At 61.2% G+C, this 23436-nt stretch carries 20 protein-coding genes; 10 read left to right on the forward strand and 10 right to left on the reverse strand.

The genetic code is table 11. From position 1 onward, the window contains the following. Positions 1 to 13: 13 nt before the first annotated feature. A complete protein-coding gene (gene lapG / locus J3P82_RS24950) occupies positions 14 to 634 on the reverse strand; it encodes a cysteine protease LapG (protein ID WP_434563955.1) in 621 nt (206 codons plus the stop codon). Positions 635 to 903: 269 nt separating this feature from the next. On the opposite strand from lapG, the gene J3P82_RS24955 reads away from it, so the two are divergent. The 5 genes from J3P82_RS24955 (at position 904) to J3P82_RS24975 (ending at position 7917) form a co-directional block, all read left to right on the forward strand. Beyond that, positions 904 to 1584 (forward strand): GntR family transcriptional regulator, encoded by a 681-nt coding sequence (locus J3P82_RS24955; RefSeq protein ID WP_434559418.1) that lies wholly within the window; start codon positions 904 to 906, stop codon positions 1582 to 1584. 695 nt (positions 1585 to 2279) lie between these two features. Further along, on the forward strand, positions 2280 to 3056 hold the full coding sequence (locus tag J3P82_RS24960; RefSeq protein WP_434559420.1) for a DUF3050 domain-containing protein: 777 nt from the start codon (positions 2280 to 2282) through the stop codon (positions 3054 to 3056). After that, positions 3053 to 3985, forward strand: a complete 933-nt coding sequence (locus J3P82_RS24965; protein ID WP_434559422.1) for a diiron oxygenase — start codon at positions 3053 to 3055, stop codon at positions 3983 to 3985. Before J3P82_RS24960 ends, J3P82_RS24965 begins: the two co-directional genes overlap by 4 nt. 10 nt (positions 3986 to 3995) lie before the next feature. Then, positions 3996 to 7421, forward strand: coding sequence for an amino acid adenylation domain-containing protein (locus J3P82_RS24970; protein ID WP_434559424.1), 3426 nt, complete (start codon positions 3996 to 3998; stop codon positions 7419 to 7421). Positions 7422 to 7452: 31 nt separating this feature from the next. Next, positions 7453 to 7917 carry an SRPBCC family protein gene (locus J3P82_RS24975; RefSeq protein WP_434559426.1) on the forward strand — a complete coding sequence of 155 codons (465 nt, stop codon included), beginning with the start codon at positions 7453 to 7455 and terminating at the stop codon, positions 7915 to 7917. A gap of 188 nt (positions 7918 to 8105) precedes the next feature. On the opposite strand, the gene J3P82_RS24980 is transcribed toward J3P82_RS24975, so the two are convergent. Beyond that, positions 8106 to 9986 carry a methyl-accepting chemotaxis protein gene (locus J3P82_RS24980; protein WP_434559428.1) on the reverse strand — a complete coding sequence of 627 codons (1881 nt, stop codon included), beginning with the start codon at positions 9984 to 9986 and terminating at the stop codon, positions 8106 to 8108. 270 nt (positions 9987 to 10256) lie between these two features. Here J3P82_RS24980 and J3P82_RS24985 point away from each other — a divergent pair, with 270 nt between their 5' ends. From J3P82_RS24985 to J3P82_RS24995, 3 genes are all read left to right on the forward strand, one after another. After that, positions 10257 to 10757, forward strand: coding sequence for a sigma-70 family RNA polymerase sigma factor (locus J3P82_RS24985; protein ID WP_434559430.1), 501 nt, complete (start codon positions 10257 to 10259; stop codon positions 10755 to 10757). Beyond that, positions 10747 to 11748, forward strand: coding sequence for a FecR domain-containing protein (locus J3P82_RS24990; RefSeq protein ID WP_434559432.1), 1002 nt, complete (start codon positions 10747 to 10749; stop codon positions 11746 to 11748). Before J3P82_RS24985 ends, J3P82_RS24990 begins: the two co-directional genes overlap by 11 nt. Positions 11749 to 11835: 87 nt before the next feature. Further along, positions 11836 to 14340: a TonB-dependent siderophore receptor gene (locus J3P82_RS24995; RefSeq protein ID WP_434559434.1), complete on the forward strand. Its 2505-nt coding sequence runs from the start codon at positions 11836 to 11838 to the stop codon at positions 14338 to 14340. A 72-nt stretch (positions 14341 to 14412) separates the two neighbouring features. Here the strand turns inward: J3P82_RS24995 and J3P82_RS25000 are convergent, their stop codons facing one another. Next, entirely contained in the window at positions 14413 to 15486 is a 1074-nt protein-coding gene (locus tag J3P82_RS25000; RefSeq protein WP_434559436.1) for a fatty acid desaturase, read from the reverse strand. A gap of 100 nt (positions 15487 to 15586) precedes the next feature. Between J3P82_RS25000 and J3P82_RS25005 the strand changes: the two genes are divergently transcribed. Beyond that, on the forward strand, positions 15587 to 16591 hold the full coding sequence (locus J3P82_RS25005; RefSeq protein WP_434559438.1) for an AraC family transcriptional regulator: 1005 nt from the start codon (positions 15587 to 15589) through the stop codon (positions 16589 to 16591). Positions 16592 to 16629: 38 nt separating this feature from the next. Here the strand turns inward: J3P82_RS25005 and J3P82_RS25010 are convergent, their stop codons facing one another. From J3P82_RS25010 to J3P82_RS25020, 3 genes are all read right to left on the reverse strand, one after another. Beyond that, positions 16630 to 17868: a type II toxin-antitoxin system HipA family toxin gene (locus J3P82_RS25010; RefSeq protein WP_434559440.1), complete on the reverse strand. Its 1239-nt coding sequence runs from the start codon at positions 17866 to 17868 to the stop codon at positions 16630 to 16632. Continuing rightward, positions 17861 to 18109: a helix-turn-helix domain-containing protein gene (locus tag J3P82_RS25015; protein ID WP_434559442.1), complete on the reverse strand. Its 249-nt coding sequence runs from the start codon at positions 18107 to 18109 to the stop codon at positions 17861 to 17863. Before J3P82_RS25015 ends, J3P82_RS25010 begins: the two co-directional genes overlap by 8 nt. 105 nt (positions 18110 to 18214) lie before the next feature. Next, positions 18215 to 18901, reverse strand: coding sequence for a Crp/Fnr family transcriptional regulator (locus tag J3P82_RS25020; RefSeq protein ID WP_434559444.1), 687 nt, complete (start codon positions 18899 to 18901; stop codon positions 18215 to 18217). 87 nt (positions 18902 to 18988) lie between these two features. Here J3P82_RS25020 and J3P82_RS25025 point away from each other — a divergent pair, with 87 nt between their 5' ends. After that, positions 18989 to 19513, forward strand: a complete 525-nt coding sequence (locus tag J3P82_RS25025; protein ID WP_434559446.1) for a DUF962 domain-containing protein — start codon at positions 18989 to 18991, stop codon at positions 19511 to 19513. A 38-nt stretch (positions 19514 to 19551) separates the two neighbouring features. Here the strand turns inward: J3P82_RS25025 and J3P82_RS25030 are convergent, their stop codons facing one another. The 4 genes from J3P82_RS25030 to J3P82_RS25045 form a co-directional block, all read right to left on the reverse strand. Then, on the reverse strand, positions 19552 to 20541 hold the full coding sequence (locus J3P82_RS25030) for a sulfate/molybdate ABC transporter ATP-binding protein (protein WP_186641358.1): 990 nt from the start codon (positions 20539 to 20541) through the stop codon (positions 19552 to 19554). A 3-nt stretch (positions 20542 to 20544) separates the two neighbouring features. Further along, entirely contained in the window at positions 20545 to 21414 is an 870-nt protein-coding gene (gene cysW, locus J3P82_RS25035) for a sulfate ABC transporter permease subunit CysW (RefSeq protein ID WP_186613959.1), read from the reverse strand. 13 nt (positions 21415 to 21427) lie between these two features. Then, positions 21428 to 22246, reverse strand: a complete 819-nt coding sequence (gene cysT, locus J3P82_RS25040; protein WP_434559448.1) for a sulfate ABC transporter permease subunit CysT — start codon at positions 22244 to 22246, stop codon at positions 21428 to 21430. Positions 22247 to 22376: 130 nt separating this feature from the next. Further along, a complete protein-coding gene (locus tag J3P82_RS25045; protein ID WP_434559450.1) occupies positions 22377 to 23390 on the reverse strand; it encodes a sulfate ABC transporter substrate-binding protein in 1014 nt (337 codons plus the stop codon). Positions 23391 to 23436: the final 46 nt, after the last annotated feature.

The raw sequence follows: 23436 nt of genomic DNA on the forward strand, positions 1-23436 counted from the left end.
TGAGCGCGTGCTCCTAGTTAGTCGTCTCGACCGGGAAACCTTCGGCCTGCATTTTTTTCAACACATCCTGCCACCGGGACAGGCGCTTGGTGTCGCCCACTTTTTTGTTGCCCTTGCCCGACAGCCACAAGCCTTCAGCATTGAAAGAGTAGACCGGGAGCAAGTCGGTTCGCTGGTTGGCGGGCAGGATGCCGTCGATCAGGCTGTCGAGCACCAGCGGCATGGCGTCGGGGGTGGCGTAGTACGTGAGCACCATGTGCGCACGGTTCTGCCGCAGGGCCTTGACGTAGGTGATGCGTAGCTTGTCACTGGACACCCCGAGATGGCGCAGGCTGAAATACTTGGCGATGGCGTAGTCCTCACAATCGCCCGCGCCCTTCCACAAGGACTGGATGGGGGTTTCCCAATAATCGACCTCACGCCACAGATCGATGTCTTCCACGTAGCGCACCTGCTTGTTGAAAAACAGGTTCACCACCTTGAGCTGTTCCAGCTCCGGGATCTGTTTCTGGGTCGTCAGCAATTGCTGCCACGCATCGATCCGCTGCTGCCCTTCGCCCAACGGTCCATATAACGCTTGCGCCCGCCGGCTGATCTGCGCAAAGTCCCAGTCGGCTCGCAGGCCGCCCAGCATCAGGCCGGCCAGCAGCAATGCCGTACACAGCCAGCGCAAGGACCTGAGGACCGGGAAAGGTGCAGCCAAGGGAAATAAGTCCGAAAAGGGCCATTGGAAATTCGTTGGATGGTGAAGCCTGGCCCGGCAAAAGACAATGGCAGGTTGCAATCACCGTAGGGAGACTAAACTTTAGTTCAGGAACCGGGGCCGCGAGATTTTGACGGCTTGGCAATCTGTAACTAATGTTGGCTTGGATCCAATTTCGTTACTACCAGTCAGGTGTTGTCGTGACGCAGAAGCCCAAACCGTTAAGCACAATCCAGGTCAACGGACCTATCCCCGCTGCCCAGGCCCGCGCAGTCATCGAAAGCTCCCTACGCGAAGCCATTCTCGACGGCCGCCTGCCCAGCGGCACCGCGTTGCGCCAACAGGAGCTGGCCGACCTGTTCGGGGTCAGCCGCATGCCGGTGCGCGAGGCATTGCGTCAGCTCGAGGCGCAATCATTGCTCAACGTGGTCCAGCACAAGGGCGCGGTGGTGGCTCCGCTGATCACCAGCAATGCGGTCGAGACCTACGCCTTGCGTTCGGTCCTGGAAAGCTTCGCCCTGCGCCTGTCCGTTCCGCTGCTCGACGACAACGACCTGGCCATGGCCGCCCACTACATCGAGCAGTTGGAAACCCAGACCGATCATGCCGAGATCGCCAGGCTCAATCGGCTGTTCCACATGTCGCTTTACCACCGGGCGCCCAACGCCAAGCTGCTTGACCTGGTCGAGCACGAGCTCAATGAAGAAGAGCGCTTTCTGCGCTTTCATCTGTCGTCCATGGGACTGGGCAAGCTGACCCAGAACGACCATCGCGCAATGCTCGCCGCTGCGGCAGCCAAAGACATCGCTCAAGCGGTTTACCTGCTGGAACAGCATCTGGAAAAAGCGTCCATCACGATGCGCCAATACCTGAACCAGTAAGCGAACCGCTCCCCTGCGCGCCGGCCTCCAAGCCGGCGTAGCACTTTCTTACACATCCTCCCTACAGCCCAGATTGCCCGCCCGGCACGGTCTCACCGAGGCTGCGATCCGTGGCGACATCAGTTCAATGGAACTGCTATCGATTTGGGCTCACTCTTGCGTTTATCGATTCAAAAAAAAACAGACCTGAAGAAGTCAGCGCCCGGCGCTAGGCCAGGCGAATCGAACCCCTTACGCAAGGAGCGTCGCCCACTGGCGGAAAGACCCGGAAGTCCGACCGGTCTCCCGCCTATAAAACACCAATTTCTTTATTCCCCCGATCCCTGAAGTGCTCCGAACGAGGCATTCGTTCGAACCATTCGATTCTGATAGTTATAAATCGGAAGGAGCAACTTCGCCCCAATAAAACTTATAGCAAAAGTTTTAATTAGCCTCTTCGCGCCCAATAAATACCCAACTTCAAATAACTAAAAAATAACTTGCGGAGTATTTGATACATGTACTAATTTTTTACTCGTCGAGTTGCTATCTGCCTCTCCAGCGCTTGGCAAGCCAAGCCAGACAAAGGCGCAACAGAGCAAATCGCGCGCCCCCAAGCATTATTAAGAAAACATGGATTCCGGTTCAGGCCCCTGCTCACCCTGATAAACAAGGCGAGCAACTTCCGGACGAACATCATTGACGAGGACGTTTCAATGCAGCCAACCAAAGAGCAACTTTCCCTGAAAAAGCACGAACTTGGTCAACACCCGGTCTTTTCTGAAATAACATCAATCGACCTGTTGCGGCGCTTCATGGAAAGTCATGTTTTCGCCGTGTGGGATTTCATGTCGCTGACCAAGCGCCTGCAACGGGAACTGACCTGCACTCATCTGCCGTGGCTGCCGCCGGCCGACCCGCATGCGGCGCGCCTGATCAATGAAATCGTCTTGGGTGAAGAGTCCGACGACCGTCCCGGTGCGGGCTACTGCAGCCATTTCGAACTGTACTTGGACGCCATGCGCGAAGTCGGCGCGGACACCCGGGCGATTGAGCAATTTATCGCCCTACAACAAGAAGGCGTCAGCCCAGAGACGGCGCTGGACAGCGTCGAGGTCGAACCGGCCGCGGCGCGCTTCGTGCGCCAGACCCTGCACACCGCGCTTCATGCTCCGGCCCACAGCGTGGCCGCCGCGTTCGTGCATGGTCGCGAAAGTGTCATCCCGCAGATGTTCCAGCGGATGCTGGACGCTTGGGGCATTGGCCTGGATCAGGCACCGACGTTTCGTTATTACTTGCAACGGCATATCGAGGTGGACTCCGAAGACCACGGCCCGGCGGCGGAAAAGTTGCTGGCCCGGCTGATCGATGGCGACCCGCAGCGCGAGCACGAAGTCCTGACCGCCGCCCTCGCCGCCGTCCACAGTCGCACGGCGCTGTGGGATGGCCTGCGCCAGAGCATGACCCTGGCCGTTGCGCAGGTGACGCCATGAACGCCATTCAATATCAGTCCTTCGCCGACGCCTGGGAAAGCCGCGCCACGATCCGCACTCGCCCACGGCGCCGGGTCGAAGACGACGACAAGCTGATCTTTCCCATGAGCCGCCAACCCATGGTGCACAGCCAGACCTTCCTGAGCCATTGCCCGCAGCTGCGTGATTTTGTCCTGGTGCAAAGCCTCTACAAATTCATCAACGACGTGGTGATTTTTGAAACGGAGCTGGTGGACCACACCGCCCGACGCATCGCCAAGAACCGCTTCGGTATCGAGTTTCCGTTTGCCTGTCGCTACGACGCAATGACCGTGGTGGTGGATGAGGACTACCACGCACTGGTGGCGATGGACTTCATGCAGCAGACCATCGACATGACCGGTATCGCGCCGATCCCGCTGCCCCAGCAGATCGAACTCAGCCGGGCGATTCCCGCCACGCTGGCGCGGGCGCCGGGGCACCTGCTCAGCGCTGTGGAACTGATTTGCATCGCCATCGCCGAGAACACCGTGACCAACGACGTGGCGGCGTTTGCCCGCGACGACTCGGTCAAGGCCTCGATCAAGGGATTGATGGCCGACCACTTACTGGACGAGGGCCGGCACTCGGGCTTCTGGACGCGGCTGGTGCAGATCTACTGGCGCACCGCGCCCGAAGAGGACCGCGAGGCAATTGCTCGGTTGATGCCCGGTTTCATCGCCGAGTATTTGGCCAGCGATCTGCAACAGGCGTTCGATTTCGAGTTGATCACGCACCTGCCCATCGACGAATCAGCGCGCCAGTCGCTGCGTGAAGACGCTGCCGCATTGGCGTATCCCATCAATCGTTTTCATCCGCTGGTGGGCAACATCACGCGTTTCTTTCGCGGCAGCTCGATGCTGGCGTCACCGTGCGTGCGCGATGCCCTGGCCGATTATTTGACCCCATGAGGACCTTCCAATGAGACGCCTCGAAATTGCTGTGTCTGGCAAGAGCCAGGCCATGGCTGAACTGGCCAGGGAACTGGAACTGCACGGCCACGGTGTCGTGGATGTGCAAGCACTGACCGGCCACGGCGCGATCGACGTGTTGATCGACGACGGTACGGTGACGTGCGCACTTGAGGCCCGTGTTTGTCTTCAAGTGCACGTGGTGCTCCAGACCGTGCCCGGCCAGGCCTTGCCGCAGCCGGTGGTGCTGTTTCGCGACGGTGCGCGACGGCTGTTGGCCCAGGAACGAATCACAGCGCATTGCGACGGCAACGGCCAATCTTTGCGTCTGCGCGCCACGGCAGCGGTGGTGGAGCATGGCGCGCGGCTGGTCAGCCAGTTATCCCGGGAAGAAGACGGCTTCGATCAATGGCCGACGGAACCGAGCGACGTGATCGGCCAACCGCTTCACGGGCTCGACGCGCTGGAGCCACTGGCCTTCGAACACCGCCTCAATCGGCCTGCGGTGCCTTGGCTGCTGGCGGCCGCGGACGTGCCGGTGATGCACAACATCGAGCAGCGCATGCTCGATGACGCGAAGCACACTGCGTTGTGGGTCGACGGCCACGACATCGACTACAAATCCTTGCGCAATACCGTGCTGCGGTTGCAGCAATCGATAATCGCCAGCCTGTCGAAAACAACCGGCCGTCCCCAGGTGATCGGCGTGTGCCTGCCCAAGTCTGCGCAGCTGTATGCCGCAATCCTGGCGGTGCTGGGTTGCGGGGCGGTGTACCTGCCGTTGGACCCGCAGCACCCAGTGCAACGTCGGCGCTTCATCCTGGAAAACGCCAAGGCCGACCTGTTGTTGCACGACGGTGACGACGAGCCGGGCGAGTCTGCATTACCGACGCTGAATGTCCGCCGACTGCCTTCGGCCAAGCCACGCTTGCCGGCCTCGACAATTCGCCGCGTGGTGAATCCCGACGAACCGGCTGTGGCGATCTACACCTCCGGCACCACCGGCCAGCCCAAGGGCGTGCTGCTCAGCCACCGCAACCTCAGCCATTTCTGCGCCTGGTACGCCGACCATGTCGGGTTGCAGCGCGACAGCCGTGCGTTGCAGTTTTCCACCATCAACTTCGACGCCTCGTTGCTGGACATCCTCCCGACTTTCATTGTCGGCGGATTGTTGGTGGTGCCCAGCGAAGACCAGCGTCGCGACCCGCAGCAACTGGTGGCGTTGATTCGTGAGCAGCGCATCAGCCATGCCTTCCTGCCGCCCGCGCTGCTGAGCGTCATGCCCCTGGGCGCACCGTTGGGGCTGACACACCTGGTCACCGGCGGCGATGTCTGCGAACCCTTCGTCATCGAGCAGTTGGCGCCGCAGTGCCGGTTCCACAACATCTACGGCCCGACCGAAACCACCGTGCTGGCGACCACTCGGCAATTCGCCGTGGGGGATAACAACCGCAACCTGGGCGCACCCATCACCAACGCGCGGATGCTGATTCTGGATGAACATCTGCAACCGGTCGCACAAGGCACGCCCGGCGAACTGTATATCGCCGGGCCGGGGGTCGGCCTGGGGTACCTGAACGATCCGACGCTGACCGCCACCCGCTACCTCGACCTGACGCTGCCCACCGGACACACGTTGCGGGTCTATCGCACCGGCGACATCGGCCAGTGGACCAACGATGGGATCGAGCTGTGCGGTCGCCGCGACAACCAAGTGAAGATCCGCGGCTTTCGGGTCGAGCCCGAGGAGATCGAGCATTGCTTGCGCGACAGTCAGTTGTTCCGTCAGGTGGCGGTGGGGGTCGATGAGCGCCGGCGGGTCCTGGCGTTCCTGGTAAACCCAGTGGACACAGCGCCCGGCGCGGCGCTCCAGGCCCTGCGCGAGCATGTGCAGGACGCGCTGCCCAGCTACATGCACCCGGCGACTTACATCGAGCTGCCCAGCCTGCCCTACACCAGCAATGGCAAGGTCGACCGTCGGGCGCTGCTAGCAACGGCGGGCTCCGTCCAGGTTGGCAGCCAAGGGCGCCAGCCGCAAAATGCAGTGCAAACCCAGCTACAGCAGCTGTGGGCCGAGCTGTTGGAATTGCCGGCCGAGGACATCGCCATTGACGAGAGCTTTTTCAACCTTGGCGGGCATTCAATCCTGCTGTCGCAATTGCTGCTGAGCATTCGCCAATCGTTCGGCCGCAGCCTGTCGATCAATCGCTTCATCGAAGCGCCGACGCTGATCACCCTGGCGAAGTTGCTCGACGGCCCGGAGCAAAGCGGCACCTCGACCCTCAGCCCTCAGGCGTTCATCGATGCCGAGGCCGAACTCAACCTCGACCCGCTGCCCATCAGTCAATGCGGTGACGTGCACAAAGTGGTGGTGACGGGCGCCAACAGTTTTCTCGGCGTGCACATCGTCGAAGCCTTGCTGGCGTGGGGCGCCACCGAGGTGGCGTGCCTGGTGCGCGAGTCCGGCGGGCAGAGCGCCGCCGAACGTTTCGCCCAATCCCTGCGGGAAAACCAGTTAGAGCACCTGGACCTGAGCCGGGTCAGCGTCTATGCCGCCGACATCACCCAACCGCAACTGGGCTTGCCGGACGACATCTACCTGCGCATCGACAGTACATTCGGCGCGTTGGTGCACAACGCCGCCCACGTCAACCATGTGCTCGACTACGAGTCGCTGGCGCGAGACAACGTCGAGCCGATCTTCGAGTGCCTGCGCCTGTGCGAAGGGCGCAGCAAGAAAATCTTCAACTTCGTCTCGACGCTGTCGGCTTGCAGCGCACTGGATGCCGATGGCCAGGTCTTGGAGCAGCCGGCGGCCAAGACCCCACCGATCTACATCAAGAATGGCTACAACCTGTCCAAATGGGTCGGTGAACGGATCCTGCAACGGGCGCGGGACGTCGGGGTCCGGGTCAATCTGTTCCGGCCTGGCAACATCAGTTTCAACAGCCAGACCGGGGTCTGCCAGCCCCACAAGAATCGCTTGATGCTGATGCTCAAGGGCTCGATCCAGCTCGGCCAGGTGCCGGACCTGTCGCTCAATTTCGACTTGATGCCGGTGGACTTCCTGGCTCGCTTCATCGCCTTCCACGCCAGCCGCTACCAGCCAACGCAAGCGGTGTTCAACCTGCACAACCCCGAGCCCCTGGGCTGGGACGCGTATGTGGCGTCGTTCCGTGACAGTGGCCGGGAGTTTTCCCTGGTGAGCGTCGCTGACTGGCAACAGCAGCTGGCGCGGGTCGATGCCGACAACGCCCTATTCGGCGTGCTGGGTTTTTACCTCAACGGTTTCGAGGAAGACATCGGCGATATCTCGCTCATTCGCCACGACAACGCCCGCTCCGGCGTGCGGCAGATGGGCGCGCGCTACCCGGAAAAATCCCAGGCCCTTCTACGCCGTGGCGCTGATTACCTCAAGGCCATCGATTTCATCTGAAGCAACCCAACCCAACGCAAGGAGCAAGACCATGAGTGCATTCCAACCCGACACCCTGATCAAGAACCCTCGAGCCTGCCAGGTCGAAACCTCGGTGGAAGTGTCCGCCGAGGCGGCGCGCGTCTGGGAAGTGGTCGGGGACTTTGGTGGCTTCACCCACTTTATCCCAGCGCTTGAACGCATCGAAATGACCGGGGAAGGCGTGAGATCCCTGCGCAAGAAGTTTTTCGTCGACGGACAGAACCTGGTCGTCGAACAACTCAACAGCCGCGACGACCAGGCCATGCACATGACCTGGACGCTGATCTACAACACCCTGGGCATCGACAACCTCTGGGCGGCGATGCGCGTCGACCCCCTGAACAACAACCGCTGCCGCGCCACCTGGACCATCATCGCCGACCACACCGATGCTCATACTGCGTCGGGCTTCAGGGATTTCCTGCAAGGGTTCGCCGATGAGGCGATGGGGAATGTGAAGAGAATGTTCAGCTAATCCCTGTGGGGCTTACTCACAGCCCGTGGCGAGGGAGCTTGCTCCCGCTCGACTGCGCAGCAGTCGCAAAACCGGCCAATGCGGTCCGCCTGCAAGAATGCAGGGAGGCCTGCTGCGCAGGCCAGCGGGAGCAAGCTCCCTCGCCACAGGGAACCGGGTTTGCTCAAGTAAGCACTGGTTCGCCTGGATCAGATCTTGAAGCTGTCCACCAATTGCTTCAACCGATTGGCCTGTTGTGACAAGGCGTCGCAATCCTTCAGGGTTTCGTTGAGGTTGGCGACGCTCTGCTGGTTCAGCAGGTTGATGTGGCTGACGTCCATGTTGAGGGTTTCCACCACGGCGGTCTGTTCTTCGGTCGCGGCGGCCACGGATTGGTTCATGCCGTCGATTTCGCCAATGCGCTGGGTCACGCTGACCAGGCGCAGGCCGGCCTGGTTGGCGACTTCCACGCTTTCTTCGCTGGAGACCTGGCTGGCGTTCATGGTGGTCACGGCTTCGCGAGAACCGACCTGCAGCGAGGTGATCATCTTGTGAATCTCTTCGGCGGATTCCTGGGTGCGGTGCGCCAGGTTGCGCACCTCATCGGCCACCACCGCAAACCCACGCCCGGCTTCACCGGCACGGGCCGCTTCGATGGCGGCGTTCAGGGCCAGCAGGTTGGTTTGCTGGGAGATGCCCTTGATCACGTCCAAGATGTGGCCGATGTTGTCGGTGCTGGCGTTCAGGGTTTCGATCTGGGTGCACGACAAGCTGATTTTCTGCGACAGCTCGGTCATGGCCTGGATGGTTTTTTCCACCACCTGGCGACCGTCATCCGCCTGCTCGCTGGCGCCGCTGGCCTGTTGCGAGGCATCGGCGGCGTTGCGGGCGATTTCCTGGGTCGCGGCGCCGAGCTGGTTGATCGCCGCAGCCACGCTGTTGGTCCGGGCGCTTTGCTCATCCGAGCCGACAAGCGAGGCGTTGGACGAAGTCATCACCCGTTGCGACAGATCATGCACTTGGCGGGTAGCGGAAGACACTTCGGCAATCGAGGCGTGGATACGCTCCACGAACTGATTGAACGAACTGCCCAACACGGCGAACTCATCCTTGCCCTGCACGACCAGGCGCCGGGTCAGGTCGCCTTCGCCCTGGGCGATGTCCTGCATGGCGCGGCCCATGGTGGTCAGCGGACGCATCAACACCTGGATCAACAAGCTCAGCAGCAACGCAATCGCCGCCACCGCGACAAACATCGCGATCAGTGCCGAAGTGCGGAAGTGGCTCAGCGGCGCGTAGGCCTTGGCCTTATCGATCGACAGGCCGATGTACCACTCGGCGTTCGGCAAACCGGCGACCGGGGTGAACGACAGGATCCGGTCCTGCCCGTTCAGCTCGACTTCCTGGACGCCCTTGCCGATGCGCACTGGCGTGCCGGGGTAGATGTCCTTGAGGTTTTTCATCACCTGGTCTTTGTCCGGGCTGACGATGACTTGGCCATCGCCGCTGACCAGGAAGGCGTGACCGATGCCGCCGAAATCCACGGAGTTGATGATCTTCACCAAGGTTTCCAGGCTCAGGTCGCCACCCACCACGCCGAGCAGTTCGCCGTTGTGCTTGACCGGCAGGGCGATGGTCACCACAAGGCCACCCACTGCGGCCATGTAGGGTGGGGTCAGCATGGTTTTATCGGCGGCCACCGCCTGTTTGTACCAAGGACGCTGACGCGGATCGTAACCGTCAGGCATCTTGGCATCCGGCCGCTGGGTGAAGACGCCGGTGTTCTGGCCCACGTAAGTGAATTGGAAATTCGAGGTCAACGCCGGCTGGTCGACGAGCCCTGGCAAATCGGCGGCAGCGCCTTGATGGGCAATGTTCTGCGCCAGGTTTTCCAACACCAGTACCCGGCCAGTCATCCAGTTCTGGACGCTGCTGGCGGTCAGGTCACCGGACTGCTCGATAGAAGATTCGAGGCTGCGACCGATGGTGCTGCGCTGCAGGTAATCGTTGTAGAGCGTGAACAGGGCAAAAGCCAGAACCACCACACCAGAGGCGGCCAGGAGGATTTTGTGGCTGAACTTTAGATTCATGGACGGGGCTTCTTATGCAAAAAGTGAGGGTGCATTCCGTTGTGCAACTTCCCTGTAAATGATGGGCAGGATATTGGATCCGCTCCATTTTGGTGCACGCATACCACTCTGTCGGCAAGGGGCTGGAAAAAATTAGGCCCCTTGTTCAATTGTCCGACGAGATGGCACTCCGCGATGCTTGGGCCCTACAGGCGAACGGTGGTTGCAAATTTGACGAACGCTGATGACAATGCGACCTATTATCATTCGTAGCTTTAGGCCGTCGCGTTCATGTCATCTCCCCAGCTTGCAGTACAGGCGCTCTACAGCAGCCATCACGGCTGGCTCCACACATGGCTGCGCAATCGACTGGGCAACGCCGCCGACGCGGCGGATTTGGCCCAAGATACGTTCGTGCGCCTGCTGCAACGTAGCGAACGGCTGGAACTCAAGACCCCTCGCGCCTTTCTGCGCACCATCGCCCAAGGCCTGGTGATCGACCATTGGCGTCGGGAAGAAATCGAACGTGCCTACCTGGAAACCATCGTGCATTTGCCGCAAGCACAAACGCCCAGCGCCGAAGCCCAGGCGCTGATCCTGGAACTGCTGGAAGCGATTGCCAGGATGCTCGAAGGGCTCAAGCCCAAAGTGCGCAGGGCGTTCCTGCTCGCCCAGTGTGATGGCCTGACCTACAAGCAGATTGCGGAACAAATGGGCGTCTCGCTGCGGTCGGTTGAACGTTACGTCGCCGATGCGCTGTACCACTGCTACGTGCTGCGCTATGAAGACTGAGCCAGTGCAGACTCCGCTGGGCCGAGGTCGCGGCCCCTCGCAGCAAGTGGTCAAGCAAGCGATCCATTGGCTGCTGCGCCTGCGCAACCATGCCGCCAACCCTGTCGTGCGCCAACAGTGCGAGGCTTGGCGCATCGCTCATCACGATCACGAATTGGCCTGGCAACGGGTGCAATCGCTGCACAATGAATTGACCGCCAACCTGCGAGCCGTGCCCGGCGCCCACGTCGCCCTCGAAACGCTGGAAACCAGCGCCCAGCGCCTCGGCCGGCGCCAGGCCCTGAAGCTGCTGTCTGGCGTGGCCGTGCTGGGCTGCGCCGCCTGGCTGGGCAAAGACCAGGGATGGCAGCCATGGAGCGCCGACTTCGCCACCGCCACGGGAGAGCGACGCGGCTTCCAACTGCCGGACGGCACACGGCTTGAACTCAATACCAACAGCGCCGCCGACCTCGACTACACCGCCACGCAACGCCTGATCACGTTGGCGCGCGGCGAAATAATGGTCACCTGCGGTCGCGATCCCGCGCGCCCATTGTTGGTGAAAAGCCGACATGGCGAGTTCGAGGGGCTGGAAGGACGCTTCGTCGTGCGCCAAGACAACGACTGCACACGCCTGAGCGTCGCCAGTGGCCACGTCGCCATCCGCTCGCACCGGGGCAGCGATGGCGCGCCGATCCAAGTCGATGCGGGCCAAAGCTATTTGATCAGCGCATCGGCAGCGACCCTGGCGCCGCCATTGGACATGGACGCCGGCGCTTGGGCGGACGGATTGATCGTGACGCGAAACATGCGCCTGGAAGATTTTCTCAACGAGGTCAACCGCTACCGTCGCGGCTACCTGAAATGCGCCGCAGCGGTGGCGGACCTGCGCCTGTCCGGCGTCTTCCGCCTGGAAGGCACCGACAAAATGCTCTCCGTGCTGCCACGCACATTGCCCGTTCAACTGCGTTATCGAACCCGCTGGTGGGTCACGGTGGAACGTGCGGCCTGATTTTTTTTTGGCGGGTTTTTCCAAGGCGTCCGGCTAGGACAGTAAGCAACGCTTATCTGCCTTCAGCGACTCCAACGGAAATCCATAATGACTGAGCGCGTAATCCCCAAGACTCCCTTTGGCTGTTCCTCGCAAACAGGCCTGCTGCGCCACGCCATCCGTGCCGCGCTGTTGAGCACCGCGCTGGGCGTCGGCGCCGTGCCGATGCTCGCCATCGCGTCACAGGATGGCGTCAGCGCCAGTCGCCAGAGCTACAACATCCCCGCCGGCCCCTTGAGCGATGTGCTCAACCAGTTCGCCCGCCAGGCCGGCATTACCCTGGCGAGCACGCCGGAGCAAACGGCTGGCCTCCAGTCCCCGGGCCTTAAAGGCGAATACTCGGCGGACCAGGCCCTGAACCGACTGCTCAGCGGTTCAGGGTTGGTGGCGCTCGGCCAAGAGGGCAGCGGCTACGTGCTGCAAGCCGAGGCCCCGGACAGCACCCTCGCGCTGCCGGCTACCGACGTCAAAGGATTTGCCTTGGGCAACGCCCTGGGCAGCATGCAAGGCTACAACGCCACCCACAGCCAGGTCGCGACCAAAACCAGTACCGCGCTGCGCGAAACCTCGCAAAGCGTGTCCGTGGTGACCCGCGAGCAAATGGACGACCAGGGTGCGCAAACCGTCTCCCAGGCGATGCGCTACACCCCCGGCGTGCTGACCAACCCCTACGGCGCGACCCACCGCTACGACTACGTGGCGATGCGCGGCTTCAACGACGGTTCGGTGGACAACATCTACCTCGACGGCCTCAAGTCCATGGGCGATAGCGGCACCTACAGCTCCATGCAGGTCGATCCGTACTTCCTCGAGCGGGTGGACATTCTCAAGGGCCCGTCCTCGGTGCTCTATGGCCGCAGCTCTCCGGGTGGTCTGGTGGCGCTGACCAGCAAGAAACCGCTGTACGAGGCCTATCACCAGGTCCAGGCGACCGTCGGCACTCAGGGCCAGCGCGGCGTGGGCTTCGATTTCAGCGGGCCGGTGGACGATGACAAACGCATCGCCTATCGGCTGATCGGCCTGGCGGACACCTCCGACACCCAATTCGACCACACCAAGGAAAAGCGTTTCGCCCTCGCGCCCACGGTGAGCATCGACTTCACCGAGGACACCTCGCTGACCCTGCAAGCCTATCTGCAACACGACCCCGACGGTGGCTACCATGGCGGCATGCCGGCCGACGGCACGCTGCACCAGCGCAACGGCCGGCGGATCTCCGAACACTTCTTCGAAGGCGAACCGGGCGTCGATGGCTACGACCGCGACCAGCAGTCGTTCGGTTATCAGTTCGAGCACCGCTTCAACGATGTCTTCACCGCGCGGCAGAACTTCCGCTACCTGGACTCAGAGGTCACCAACGGTCAGGTCTACGCCTATGGCTGGACCAGCCCTACCAGCAACGAGCTGAACCGCTACTACACCGGCGCCGAAGAAAAGCTGCATTCGTTCATCATCGACAACATGCTGCAGGCTGAATTTTTCACTGGCGCGACCAAGCACACCGTGTTGATGGGTGCCGATTATCAGCGGCGCAAAACCGTGGTGGACTGGACCAGCGGCAGCCTCGCGCCGATCAACGCTTTCGACCCGGCCTATGGCAACTCGGCAATCAGTGATCGCTATGACACCAGCTATCTGCGGCGCCTGGAACAGACCGGCGTCTACCTGCAAGACTTGATCGAAATGGACAAGTGGCGCTTCTCCCTGGGACTGCGCCAGGACTGGGTAGAAACCTCGGACGAAAACCGCATCGCTGAATTCAACCGCCCGGCCGGCACGGAAATCAACGACAAGCGCACCAAGCTCACCGGCCGTGTCGGAGCGCTGTACCTGTTCGATAACGGCCTGGCGCCGTACATCAGCTATTCCGAGTCGTTCAACCCTAACTCCTACGCCGACAGTGCGGGCAACCCGCTGCCGCCCACCGATGGCAAGCAATGGGAACTGGGCCTGAAATACCAGCCGCCGGGCACCGACGACTTGTACACCGCCTCGCTGTTCCGCATCGACCAGGAGAACCTGGCGACCAAGCTGCCCCAGGACAATTTCTACCGCGCCGTCGGTGCTGTTCGCTCCCAGGGACTGGAACTGGAGGCGCACCTGCAATTGACCGAGCAGTTCAAGGTGCTGGGCAGCTACACGTTCACCGATGTCGAATATTCGAAGTCGATGGTCAGCACCTTGAGCACGCCCACCGACATCATCGAAAACAAAGGCAACTCACCGACCCAGGCCCCGCGCCACATGGCCTCGGTGTGGGCCGACTACAAATTTGACAGCGGCACGCTTGATGGCCTGCGCCTGGGCGGCGGCGTGCGGTATGTCGGCTACAGCTGGGCCGATGCGGAGAACACCATGAAGGTGCCGTCGTATACGCTGTTCGATGCCTCGGTTGGGTATGACTTGGGCAAGGTCGGCTTGAAAGGCGTGGATGTACGCCTGAACGCCAACAACCTGACCAATGAAACCTACGTCGCCTCGTGTGCCAGCCTGAGCTATTGCTACCTGGGCGAAGAGCGCAACGTGGCGGCTACGGTGAGTTATCAGTTCTGATCGGTTTTCTGCCCTGATTCATTCTTTGTGGCGGGGGAGCTTGCTCCCTCGCCACAAGAGCTTGTCTTTGCCTTAGGCCTGAACCGCCTTCGCCTTCTCCCTCGCAACGCCTTCCTTGCCCACAAACCGATTCGCCCTCCCAAACGTGCCGAAATCATTGAACCGCACGCCCATCTCGCGCATCACCTCATGCGCCACCGGCACCGTCATCTGGCGGATGTAAAACGGCTCCTTCACCACAAAATGATGGACGCCATGGCTGCTGCCGAAGTTGAAGCAGAACGCCTGCAACGGCCACAACCACCAGGGGTTGAGCACCTGGGTTTGCTGGATGACATTGCCCGCCTCGATGTCGCCGTAGTAGTGCATGTTCGAGCTGATGAAGTGCAGGCAAAAGGTGCGCAGCACGTTTGGCCCGATGATCACCACCGCCGCGATATCGATCACGTGCATCACCGCCAAGGTGTTCGCCGACCAGTCGATGGAGGTGCCCAGCAATCCGGCAACTGCGTTGGCGCCATGGAAACCGAGAAACACATACCAGGCGCCCCAGTGCAGCAACGCCAGCGGAAAATAAACCTTCAGCGTGCGCTTGAGGATGCTGCGCTTGTGCGCCCAGGTCTTGGCTCGCAACAGGCGAATGAACGCCGACATCACGTTGTCGCCGACCATCAGCAAGCGTGCCAGCCCCCACGGCTCGCCATTGGTAATGGCGCGCTCTTCCAAGTCCGCTTCGCTGCCGGAGACCTTGTGATGGTTGAGGTGCAGGTGGCGGCGAATCCATGGATTGATCGTGCTCGGCCGCGCGAGCCACACCAGGCCCATCATCAGGTTGTGAGGCGCGCGCTGCTTGCGAAAATACATGCTGTGGATCAGGTCATGTTCCAGCTCATGGGTCAGGGAGGCGAAAAATGCGTTGAACAGCAGGCAGGCCCAACCGGCCAGGTAGCCGTTGATGTACAGCAGTGCCGATCCGATCATCCCCGCCAGGGCGAACGCCAGGATGCCCGCGCCAAGGGCGTCCTGGTGCCGCAGGATCGGGTAGCGCTGGCGCAACGCTTCGCCTCGGGCCAGGACCACTTGGCGAATATGGGCGGATCGTTGTTGTGCATTCAATCGGTCGGGGCTTGCGCATGTGCCGTGCATGGCTTACATCCTCTGTCATCGATGTGCTCATCCTGCCGGGCGTTGTCTCACGGGGTGGTAGCCGTAAACGCCAACCCGTTGACCGCAAGCGCCAATCGCCATGACGGAACCGACCTCTCTCGCCAGCTGGACCCGCGCCCTGCGCAAGCAGCTCGATGCACTGGGCCTGGACAGCCATGCCCTGTGCCTGCAGGCGGGCCTTGATCCGCAATTGATGGACGACCCCAATGCCCGTTATCCGCTCTCGGGCACTACCCGCTTGTGGGCGCTGGCCGTGCAAGCGAGCGGGGACCCGGCGATCGGCCTGCGGGTGTCGCGCTTCGTCAGCCCCACCACCTTTCACGCCCTGGGTTATGCCCTGGTGGCCAGCGGCAGCCTGCGGGAAGTGTTCGAGCGCATTGTCAAGTATCACGCGGTGGTCAGCGACGCGCTGATCTTGCGCCTGAGCCGCGGCGAAGACCGCTACCGCTTCAGCCTCGATGTGCCGCCGCAAGGCCCGGCGCCGGCCTTCGAGGCCATCGATGCGTTCGCGGCGATCTACGTGCGCACCTGCCGCAACCGCCTCGGCCGCGATTACGCACCGCTGGCGGTGTATCTGCGGCGCCCGGAACCGGTGGACCCGGCCCCCTGGCATAAAGTCTTCCGCTCACCGGTGCATTTCGACGCTGCGCAGGATTGCCTGGAATTCAGCTTCATCGACTTCGACAGTCACCTGGACGACGCCAACCCGGAGCTGGCCGAACACAACGAAACCGTGCTCAAGCGCACCCTCGCCCAACTTCAGCCGCTGACCTGGGAGCGCAAGGTCCGCGCCGCCATCGAAGCTCAATTGCCCGAAGGCGAACCCAGTGCCGAACGCATCGCCCAAGCCATGCACCTGAGCCTGCGCAGCCTGCAGCGACACCTGGCGGACGAAGGCTGCCGCTTCGACGCCCTGCTCAACGAATGCCGGGAAAACCTCGCTCTGCTACACCTGCGGGATCCGCAATGCTCGTTGAGCGAAGTCAGTTACCTACTGGGCTTTGCTGATACCAGCAGCTTCAGCCGCGCGTTCAAGCGCTGGACAGGGATGACGCCGGGGCAGTTTCGGGATGGGTTGCGGTAGGCGCTTGCCTTGCCTTGCAAGCTCGCGATTGCGCCGGGTCAATCGGCGCTGGATTTCAGGCTACGTGCAAGCCCGGCTGTCCAAGCCATGATCATCGCTTCCCCCGTCGCTCTGAACGGCTGATGACTGTTCATGTAGCGGCGCAGTTCGACCGAGGCGACATCCATTCCATGGACAACCTGTTCCAATAATTCCTTGCAGCGCTTCTCGGTCAGATTGCAGGCGGTGCGGCCAAACCCCATGAGCATTTTATATTTCGGCCAAGCTTTGGAACCACCTAACAACAGCGCCATGTTGTCGTTACGAATATAAACCGCAGTACTGACGAGGTCGTAAGCCGGCGCGAGCCTGACAGATGCATCAGCGCCACAATGATCGTAAAGCACCCCAAAATTTTTCAGGTGCGCGTCGCCATTTTTCAAACCAGCCGAGAGCGCGACTATCTTGAACAAGGACTCCAGCGCCTGATGAAGCATATGAGGTGATACAAACGCCTTGATCTGCCGGGCCGCGCCTTCATATGAACCATCATATTTGGCTTTCGACGGCGAGCCGTTGAGCACGCAAAAATCCTCAAAACCCAGATACTCTCCAGGACCTGGCAAATCAAAGCGCTTAACGATCAGGAATTTACCGCGTTCGCTCAGCTCGAACTCCGGCACATCAAGGCCCGCATGCAACGCGGCGCGCATGCAGAAAAATTCGTTGGCGGCCAACTCGGGAAATTCGTCCGAGCGAAATGCCTTGATCAGATGTGTGGCACCTCGATGGGTCAAGCGATCGATCGTCGCAGCGCTGTCGCGTACCAGTACCTTGGGCTGTACTCCGGAAACACCCGAATACTGCCCATAGGTATGTAGAAGATCATCGAACAATCCCTCAGCCCCGTCGTGCACCAATAAGTCCGCCAGGCTGGTTTCCGGCGGCTCGGTCTCGATCTGCAAATGACCAATACCCACCCTGCCCAACTGGTGAGGTCCCACGATGGCAAGCAGGGTGAAGTCGTCGAAGCCCCGTACCGCTTTACTGAAGCGACGAACCAACTCTTCACGCAAGGCACCTTCCGGCAGGTTCATTTCAAAGATCGGGGGTACGCCGGATTCCCAGGTATAACTTTCTAGACGCACCGGCATGGTCAGCGATACAGACTGCTCGACCTGCGCCCCTGTGGCATAAGCGAATACAGAGTCACCGCGTTGCTGACCGCGCCCAAGAACGCCGACCGCCGTTTCGCTGACGGTGACTTGCAACCTGTCCTGGCTTTGTCGATCACTCATGGAAAGAGTCCGTTTTCAGTGAATCGAGCGTAGGGCGCTTGGCTGGGCGGGCAGTAGCTGTCAGCTCATAGCCAAAACCGTTGAGGATCGCTTCTACCTTACGAATTCCGACTTCAGGAATCGTATTGTTTTCGATGCCCGAAATTGTGGCGCGGCTCATGCCGTACTGTGCGGCCAATGCCTGCTGGGAGAGACGGCGTTCTTTACGTAGCCGTCTGATCAATTCGCCGAGCGTTTTCATGTCGAGGATCCGCATCGTATACAGTGCACAAGCGTACTTATCGTTACAATGCACTGCATTTAATTCAAATTTAACCGAGTGTAGCGTATCGCGCGCGCAAACGCGTCAGACCGAAGTCAACGCCCGCAACCGCTCGATGTCCAAAATCTCGATCTCGCCATACCCCAGATTAAGAATGCCCTGCCCCTGCAAATCCTTGAGGATCTGGTTGGTGGTCTGGCGCGACAGTGACAGCATCAACGCCAGCTGCTCCTGGGGCAGTTGCAGCACCCGGCGCGCCGGTTCGATTTCGCCGTAGCCTTCGGCGATCAGCAGCAGGCGATGGGCAAGTCGCGCCGAGGCGGGCATCACGCTCAAATGTTCGAGATTGATAAACGTCAGGCGCAGCTTGTGGCTCATCAGTAGCGCCAGGTGCCGCCAATGGACGGGTTGCTCTTGCAGGAAAGCCAACAGGGCCGCCTGCGGCAAATGCACCAGCGTGCATTGCCCCACGCCCACCGCGTCATGGGTGCGCGGCTGGCCATCGAACAGGCAGATTTCCCCGAACCAGTGCGGCGACTCCACCACGCTCAGCAACGCTTCCTTGCCCTGCTCGCTGACCGCGCCGATCCGTACCGCGCCCTCGAGCACGGCGTACAGGCCGCACGGTGGATCGCCGCGCTGGAACAATCGCTGCCCTGGCGACAGGTGACGCACCTGCGCCATGCCCAGCAGGCTATTCTGTAACTCAACGGGCAGGTGGCTATACCAGTGGCCGGCCAACAGGTGCGAGTGCCAGGGGTGCGAATTCATGGAAACTCCGGGACAAGTGTCGGCTAGTTGACAGAGCGCCTTGTGAAACCTGGGCATCATGCAGGCATCACCTCAGGAGGAACAACAATGAAAAGCCTCGTCGATCATCTCAGTCAATACGCGGCGTACCACCGCGATCCGCGCAACATCGCCACTCACTTCATCGGTATCCCGCTGATTTTAGTCGCCGTCGCGGTGCTGTTGTCACGGCCGGGATGGCCGATTGGCGCGGTCCTGGTCTCTCCCGCGCTGCTCGTGGCGGTGGCAAGTGCCTGGTTTTATCTGCGCCTGGAGTTGCGCCTGGGCGTGCTGATGACGGTGCTGCTGGGGCTTTCCGTCTGGCTGGGCCAAGTGCTCGCGGCGCAAAGCACCGTCGTATGGCTGGGCAGCGGCCTGGGGATGTTCGTGGTGGGCTGGATCATCCAGTTCGTCGGCCACCATTACGAGGGCCGCAAACCGGCGTTCGTCGATGACCTGACCGGGCTGATTGTCGGGCCATTGTTTGTCGTGGTCGAAGCAGGTTTCCTGATGGGCATGCGCCACGATCTCAAACAGCAGATCGAGACGCAGGCCGGGCCGGTAAGAGTCAATCCGAAGCGGGCTGCTGCCTGAGGACGCTATCGCGAGCTCGCTCGCGATGGCTTTTGCTGTTAAAGATTGGCGACTTTCTGCCAGACCTTCGGCTTGAAGAACAGTGTCTCGCCCTTCGCCAGGCCCACGAGGCTGTCGTGGTCCTTCACCACTTCGGCCTCGATCAGTTCGCTCTGGCCTTCAACCTTCAACGTCACCCGAGTGGTGGCGCCGAGCGGGCGAATGTCGCGCACTTCGGCGGCGTGGTGGTCTTCCAGCTCCGAGCGCGACAGCGACACTTCATGCGGACGGAACAGCACATGCCGGTCCTCCCCTAGATGCAGACGGTTCGAGTCGCCCAGGAAGTGATAGACAAAATCGCTGGCCGGATTCTCGTACACATCGCCCGGTGAGCCGATCTGCTCGATCACGCCCTTGTTCATCACTACGATCCGGTCGGCGACCTCCATGGCCTCTTCCTGGTCGTGGGTCACGAACACCGAGGTCAGGTTGATGTCCTCGTGCAGCCGCGCCAGCCAGCGGCGCAGTTCCTTGCGGACCTTGGCGTCGAGGGCGCCGAACGGTTCATCCAGCAGCAACACCTTGGGCTCCACCGCCAAGGCGCGGGCCAGGGCGATGCGCTGGCGCTGGCCGCCGGACAGCTGCTCCGGGTAACGGTCGGCGAGCCAATCCAATTGCACCATATTCAATAGCTCGTGGACCTTGGTCGCGATTTCGCTTTCGTTCGGACGCTGGTTCTTGGGCTTCATGCGCAAGCCAAAGGCGACGTTGTCGAACACGGTCATGTGGCGGAACAAAGCGTAGTGCTGGAACACGAAACCAACGTTGCGATCACGCACGTCATGACCGGACACGTCCTCGCCGTGGAAGACAATGTTGCCTTGGTCGGGCGTTTCGAGGCCGGCGATGATTCGCAACAGCGTGGTCTTGCCACAGCCCGACGGGCCGAGCAGCGCCACCAGCTCGCCGCTCTGGATGTCCAGGCTGATATCGTCCAGAGCCTTGAAGGCGTTGAAATTCTTGCTGACGTTACGGACTTCGATCGACATGACTTATTCCTCCGCGGCGCTGGCGCGCAGGCGGTTGATTCGGTTTTCGCTCCACTGCTTGAGCAGCAGGATGAAGAGCGCCAGGATCAGCAACAGGCTCGCCACGGCGAACGCGGCCACGTGGTTGTATTCGTTGTAGAGGATCTCGACGTGCAGCGGCAGGGTGTTGGTCACCCCGCGAATGTGCCCGGAAACCACCGACACCGCGCCGAATTCGCCCATGGCGCGGGCGGTACACAGCACCACGCCATAGATCAGGCCCCACTTGATGTTCGGCACGGTGACATGCCAGAACATCTGCCAGCCATTGGCGCCCAGCAGGCGCGCGGCTTCTTCTTCCTGGGTGCCTTGCTCCTGCATCAGCGGGATCAGCTCACGGGCCACGAACGGCACCGTGACGAAAATCGTCGCCAGAACGATGCCCGGCAGCGCAAACACGATCTGGATGTCGTGATCCGACAACCACGGTCCGAACAGGCCCTGGGCACCGAACATCAGCACATAGACCAGGCCGGCGATCACCGGCGACACCGAGAACGGAAGGTCGATCAGCGTGACCAGCATGCTCTTGCCACGGAACGAGTATTTGCTCACGCACCACGCCGCGCTGACCCCGAACACCAGGTTCAACGGCACCGAGATCAATACCGCGAACACCGTGAGCTTGAGCGCCGACAACGCATCGGGTTCAAAGATCGCTGCGAAGAAAGTCCCCAGGCCCGACTTCAAGCCCTGGGACACGACGATGAACAGCGGCAACAACAGAAACAGCGCAAAAATCAGCCAGCCGAGGCCGATCAGGATGCGCCGCGAAACCGCGCTGCCGCGACGGGCAGCGTTGGTGGAGGCGGCGGAAATAGACGATTGGGACATGGTTCGCGCCTCCTTATGGGGTTTCGATGCGCCGCTGCAGCAAGTTGATCAGCAGCAACAGGACGAAGGAAACCACCAGCATCAGCACGCCAATGGAGGTGGCGCCGGTGTAGTCATATTGGTCGAGCTTGACCATGATCAGCAGTGGCAGGATTTCGGTTTTCATCGGCATATTGCCGGCGATGAAAATCACCGAGCCGTACTCACCCACGCCCCGGGCAAAGGCCAGGGCGAAGCCGGTCAACCAGGCCGGCAACAACGCCGGTACGAGGATGTGACGGAACACCTGCCACGGCTTGGCACCCAGGCACGCGGCGGCTTCTTCGACTTCACGGGGAATATCGGCCAACACCGGCTGCACCGTGCGCACCACGAACGGCAGCGTCACGAACGTCAGCGCCAGGGTAATGCCCAGCGGGGTGTAGGCGATCTTGAAACCCAGGTCCGTGGCGAACTGTCCGACCAGGCCGGTCGGCGCGTACAGCGCGGTCAGGGCAATACCGGCCACCGCGGTGGGCAGGGCAAACGGCAGGTCGATCATCGCATCGATGATCTTGCGACCCGGGAAGGTGTAGCGCACCAGCACCCAGGCCAGCAACGTGCCAATCATGCCATTGATAATGGCGGCGTAGAGCGCTGTGCCGAAACTGAGTTTCAGGGCCGCCAGCACCCGCGGCGCCGAAATGATTGCCCAGAACTGATCCCAAGTGAGTTGGGCGGCATGCACGAACATCGCCGCCAGCGGTATGAGCACAATCAGACTGAGGTACACCAGGGTGTAGCCCAGCGTCAGCCCGAAGCCGGGTATGACGGGGGATATGCGACGCGACATAAAGGTCCTTGGTTGTGTGGCGAGGGAGCTTGCTCCCGCTGGGGTGCGCAGCAGCCCCCCCTTCTGTGAGCGCTTCGCACTCAAGCGGGAGCAAGCTCCCTCGCCACAATGAGTCCGGGGTCTATCCAGCTTACTGCGCCTGATAGATCTGGTCGAACACGCCGCCATCGTTGAAGAATTTCGGCTGGGCGGATTTCCAGCCGCCGAAGTCCTTGTCGATGGTCACCAGGTCCAGTTTTGGGAATTGCCGTGAGTACTTGGCGGCCACGTCCTCGTCACGTGGGCGATAAAAGTTCTTCGCGGCGATTTCCTGGCCGGCCGGGCTGTACAGATGCTTGAGGTACGCCTCGGCGATTTCGGCATTACCCTTCTTCTCGGCGTTCTTGTCCACCACCGCCACCGGCGGTTCGGCGAGGATCGACAGCGACGGCACGACGATGTCGAACTTGTCGGCGCCGCCATCTTCTTTCAACGCCAGGAACGCTTCGTTTTCCCACGCGAGCAACACGTCGCCCTGACCGTTGTTCACGAACGTGATGGTCGAGCCACGGGCGCCGGTGTCGAGGATCGGCACGTGCTTGAACAGTGCCTGCACGTATTCCTTGGCCTTGGCCTCGTCGCCACCGTTGGCTTTCAAGCCATAGGCCCACGCGGCAAGGAAGTTCCAGCGTGCGCCGCCGGAGGTCTTCGGGTTCGGCGTGATGACCGACACGTCATCCTTGATCAGGTCGCCCCAGTCCTTGATGCCTTTGGGATTGCCCTTGCGTACCAGGAACACGATGGTCGATGTGTAAGGTGTGCTGGCATCCGGCAGGCGGTTTTGCCAATCCACCGGCAGGGATTTGCCCAGCTTGGCGATTTCATCGATATCACCGGCCAGGGCCAGGGTAACCACGTCGGCGCGCAGGCCATCGATCACCGCCCGGCCTTGCTTGCCCGAGCCACCGTGGGACTGCTGGATCTTCACGGTGTCGTCCGGGTGGGCTTTTTTCCAGAAGCTGGCGAATTCGGCGTTGTAGTCCTGGTACAGCTCGCGGGTCGGGTCGTAGGACACGTTGAGCAGCTCGTAATCCTTGGCAACCGCGGAACCTGCAAAAACAGCACTGGCCAGGGCGGCCAAGGCATAACGGCGAATCGACGACATGGTGAAAGCTCCTGGAATTCTGGTTGTTATGGCTCTGGAAATTGGT

This window comes from Pseudomonas sp. Z4-20 (assembly GCF_051131955.1).
Classification (GTDB): domain Bacteria; phylum Pseudomonadota; class Gammaproteobacteria; order Pseudomonadales; family Pseudomonadaceae; genus Aquipseudomonas; species Aquipseudomonas marvdashtae.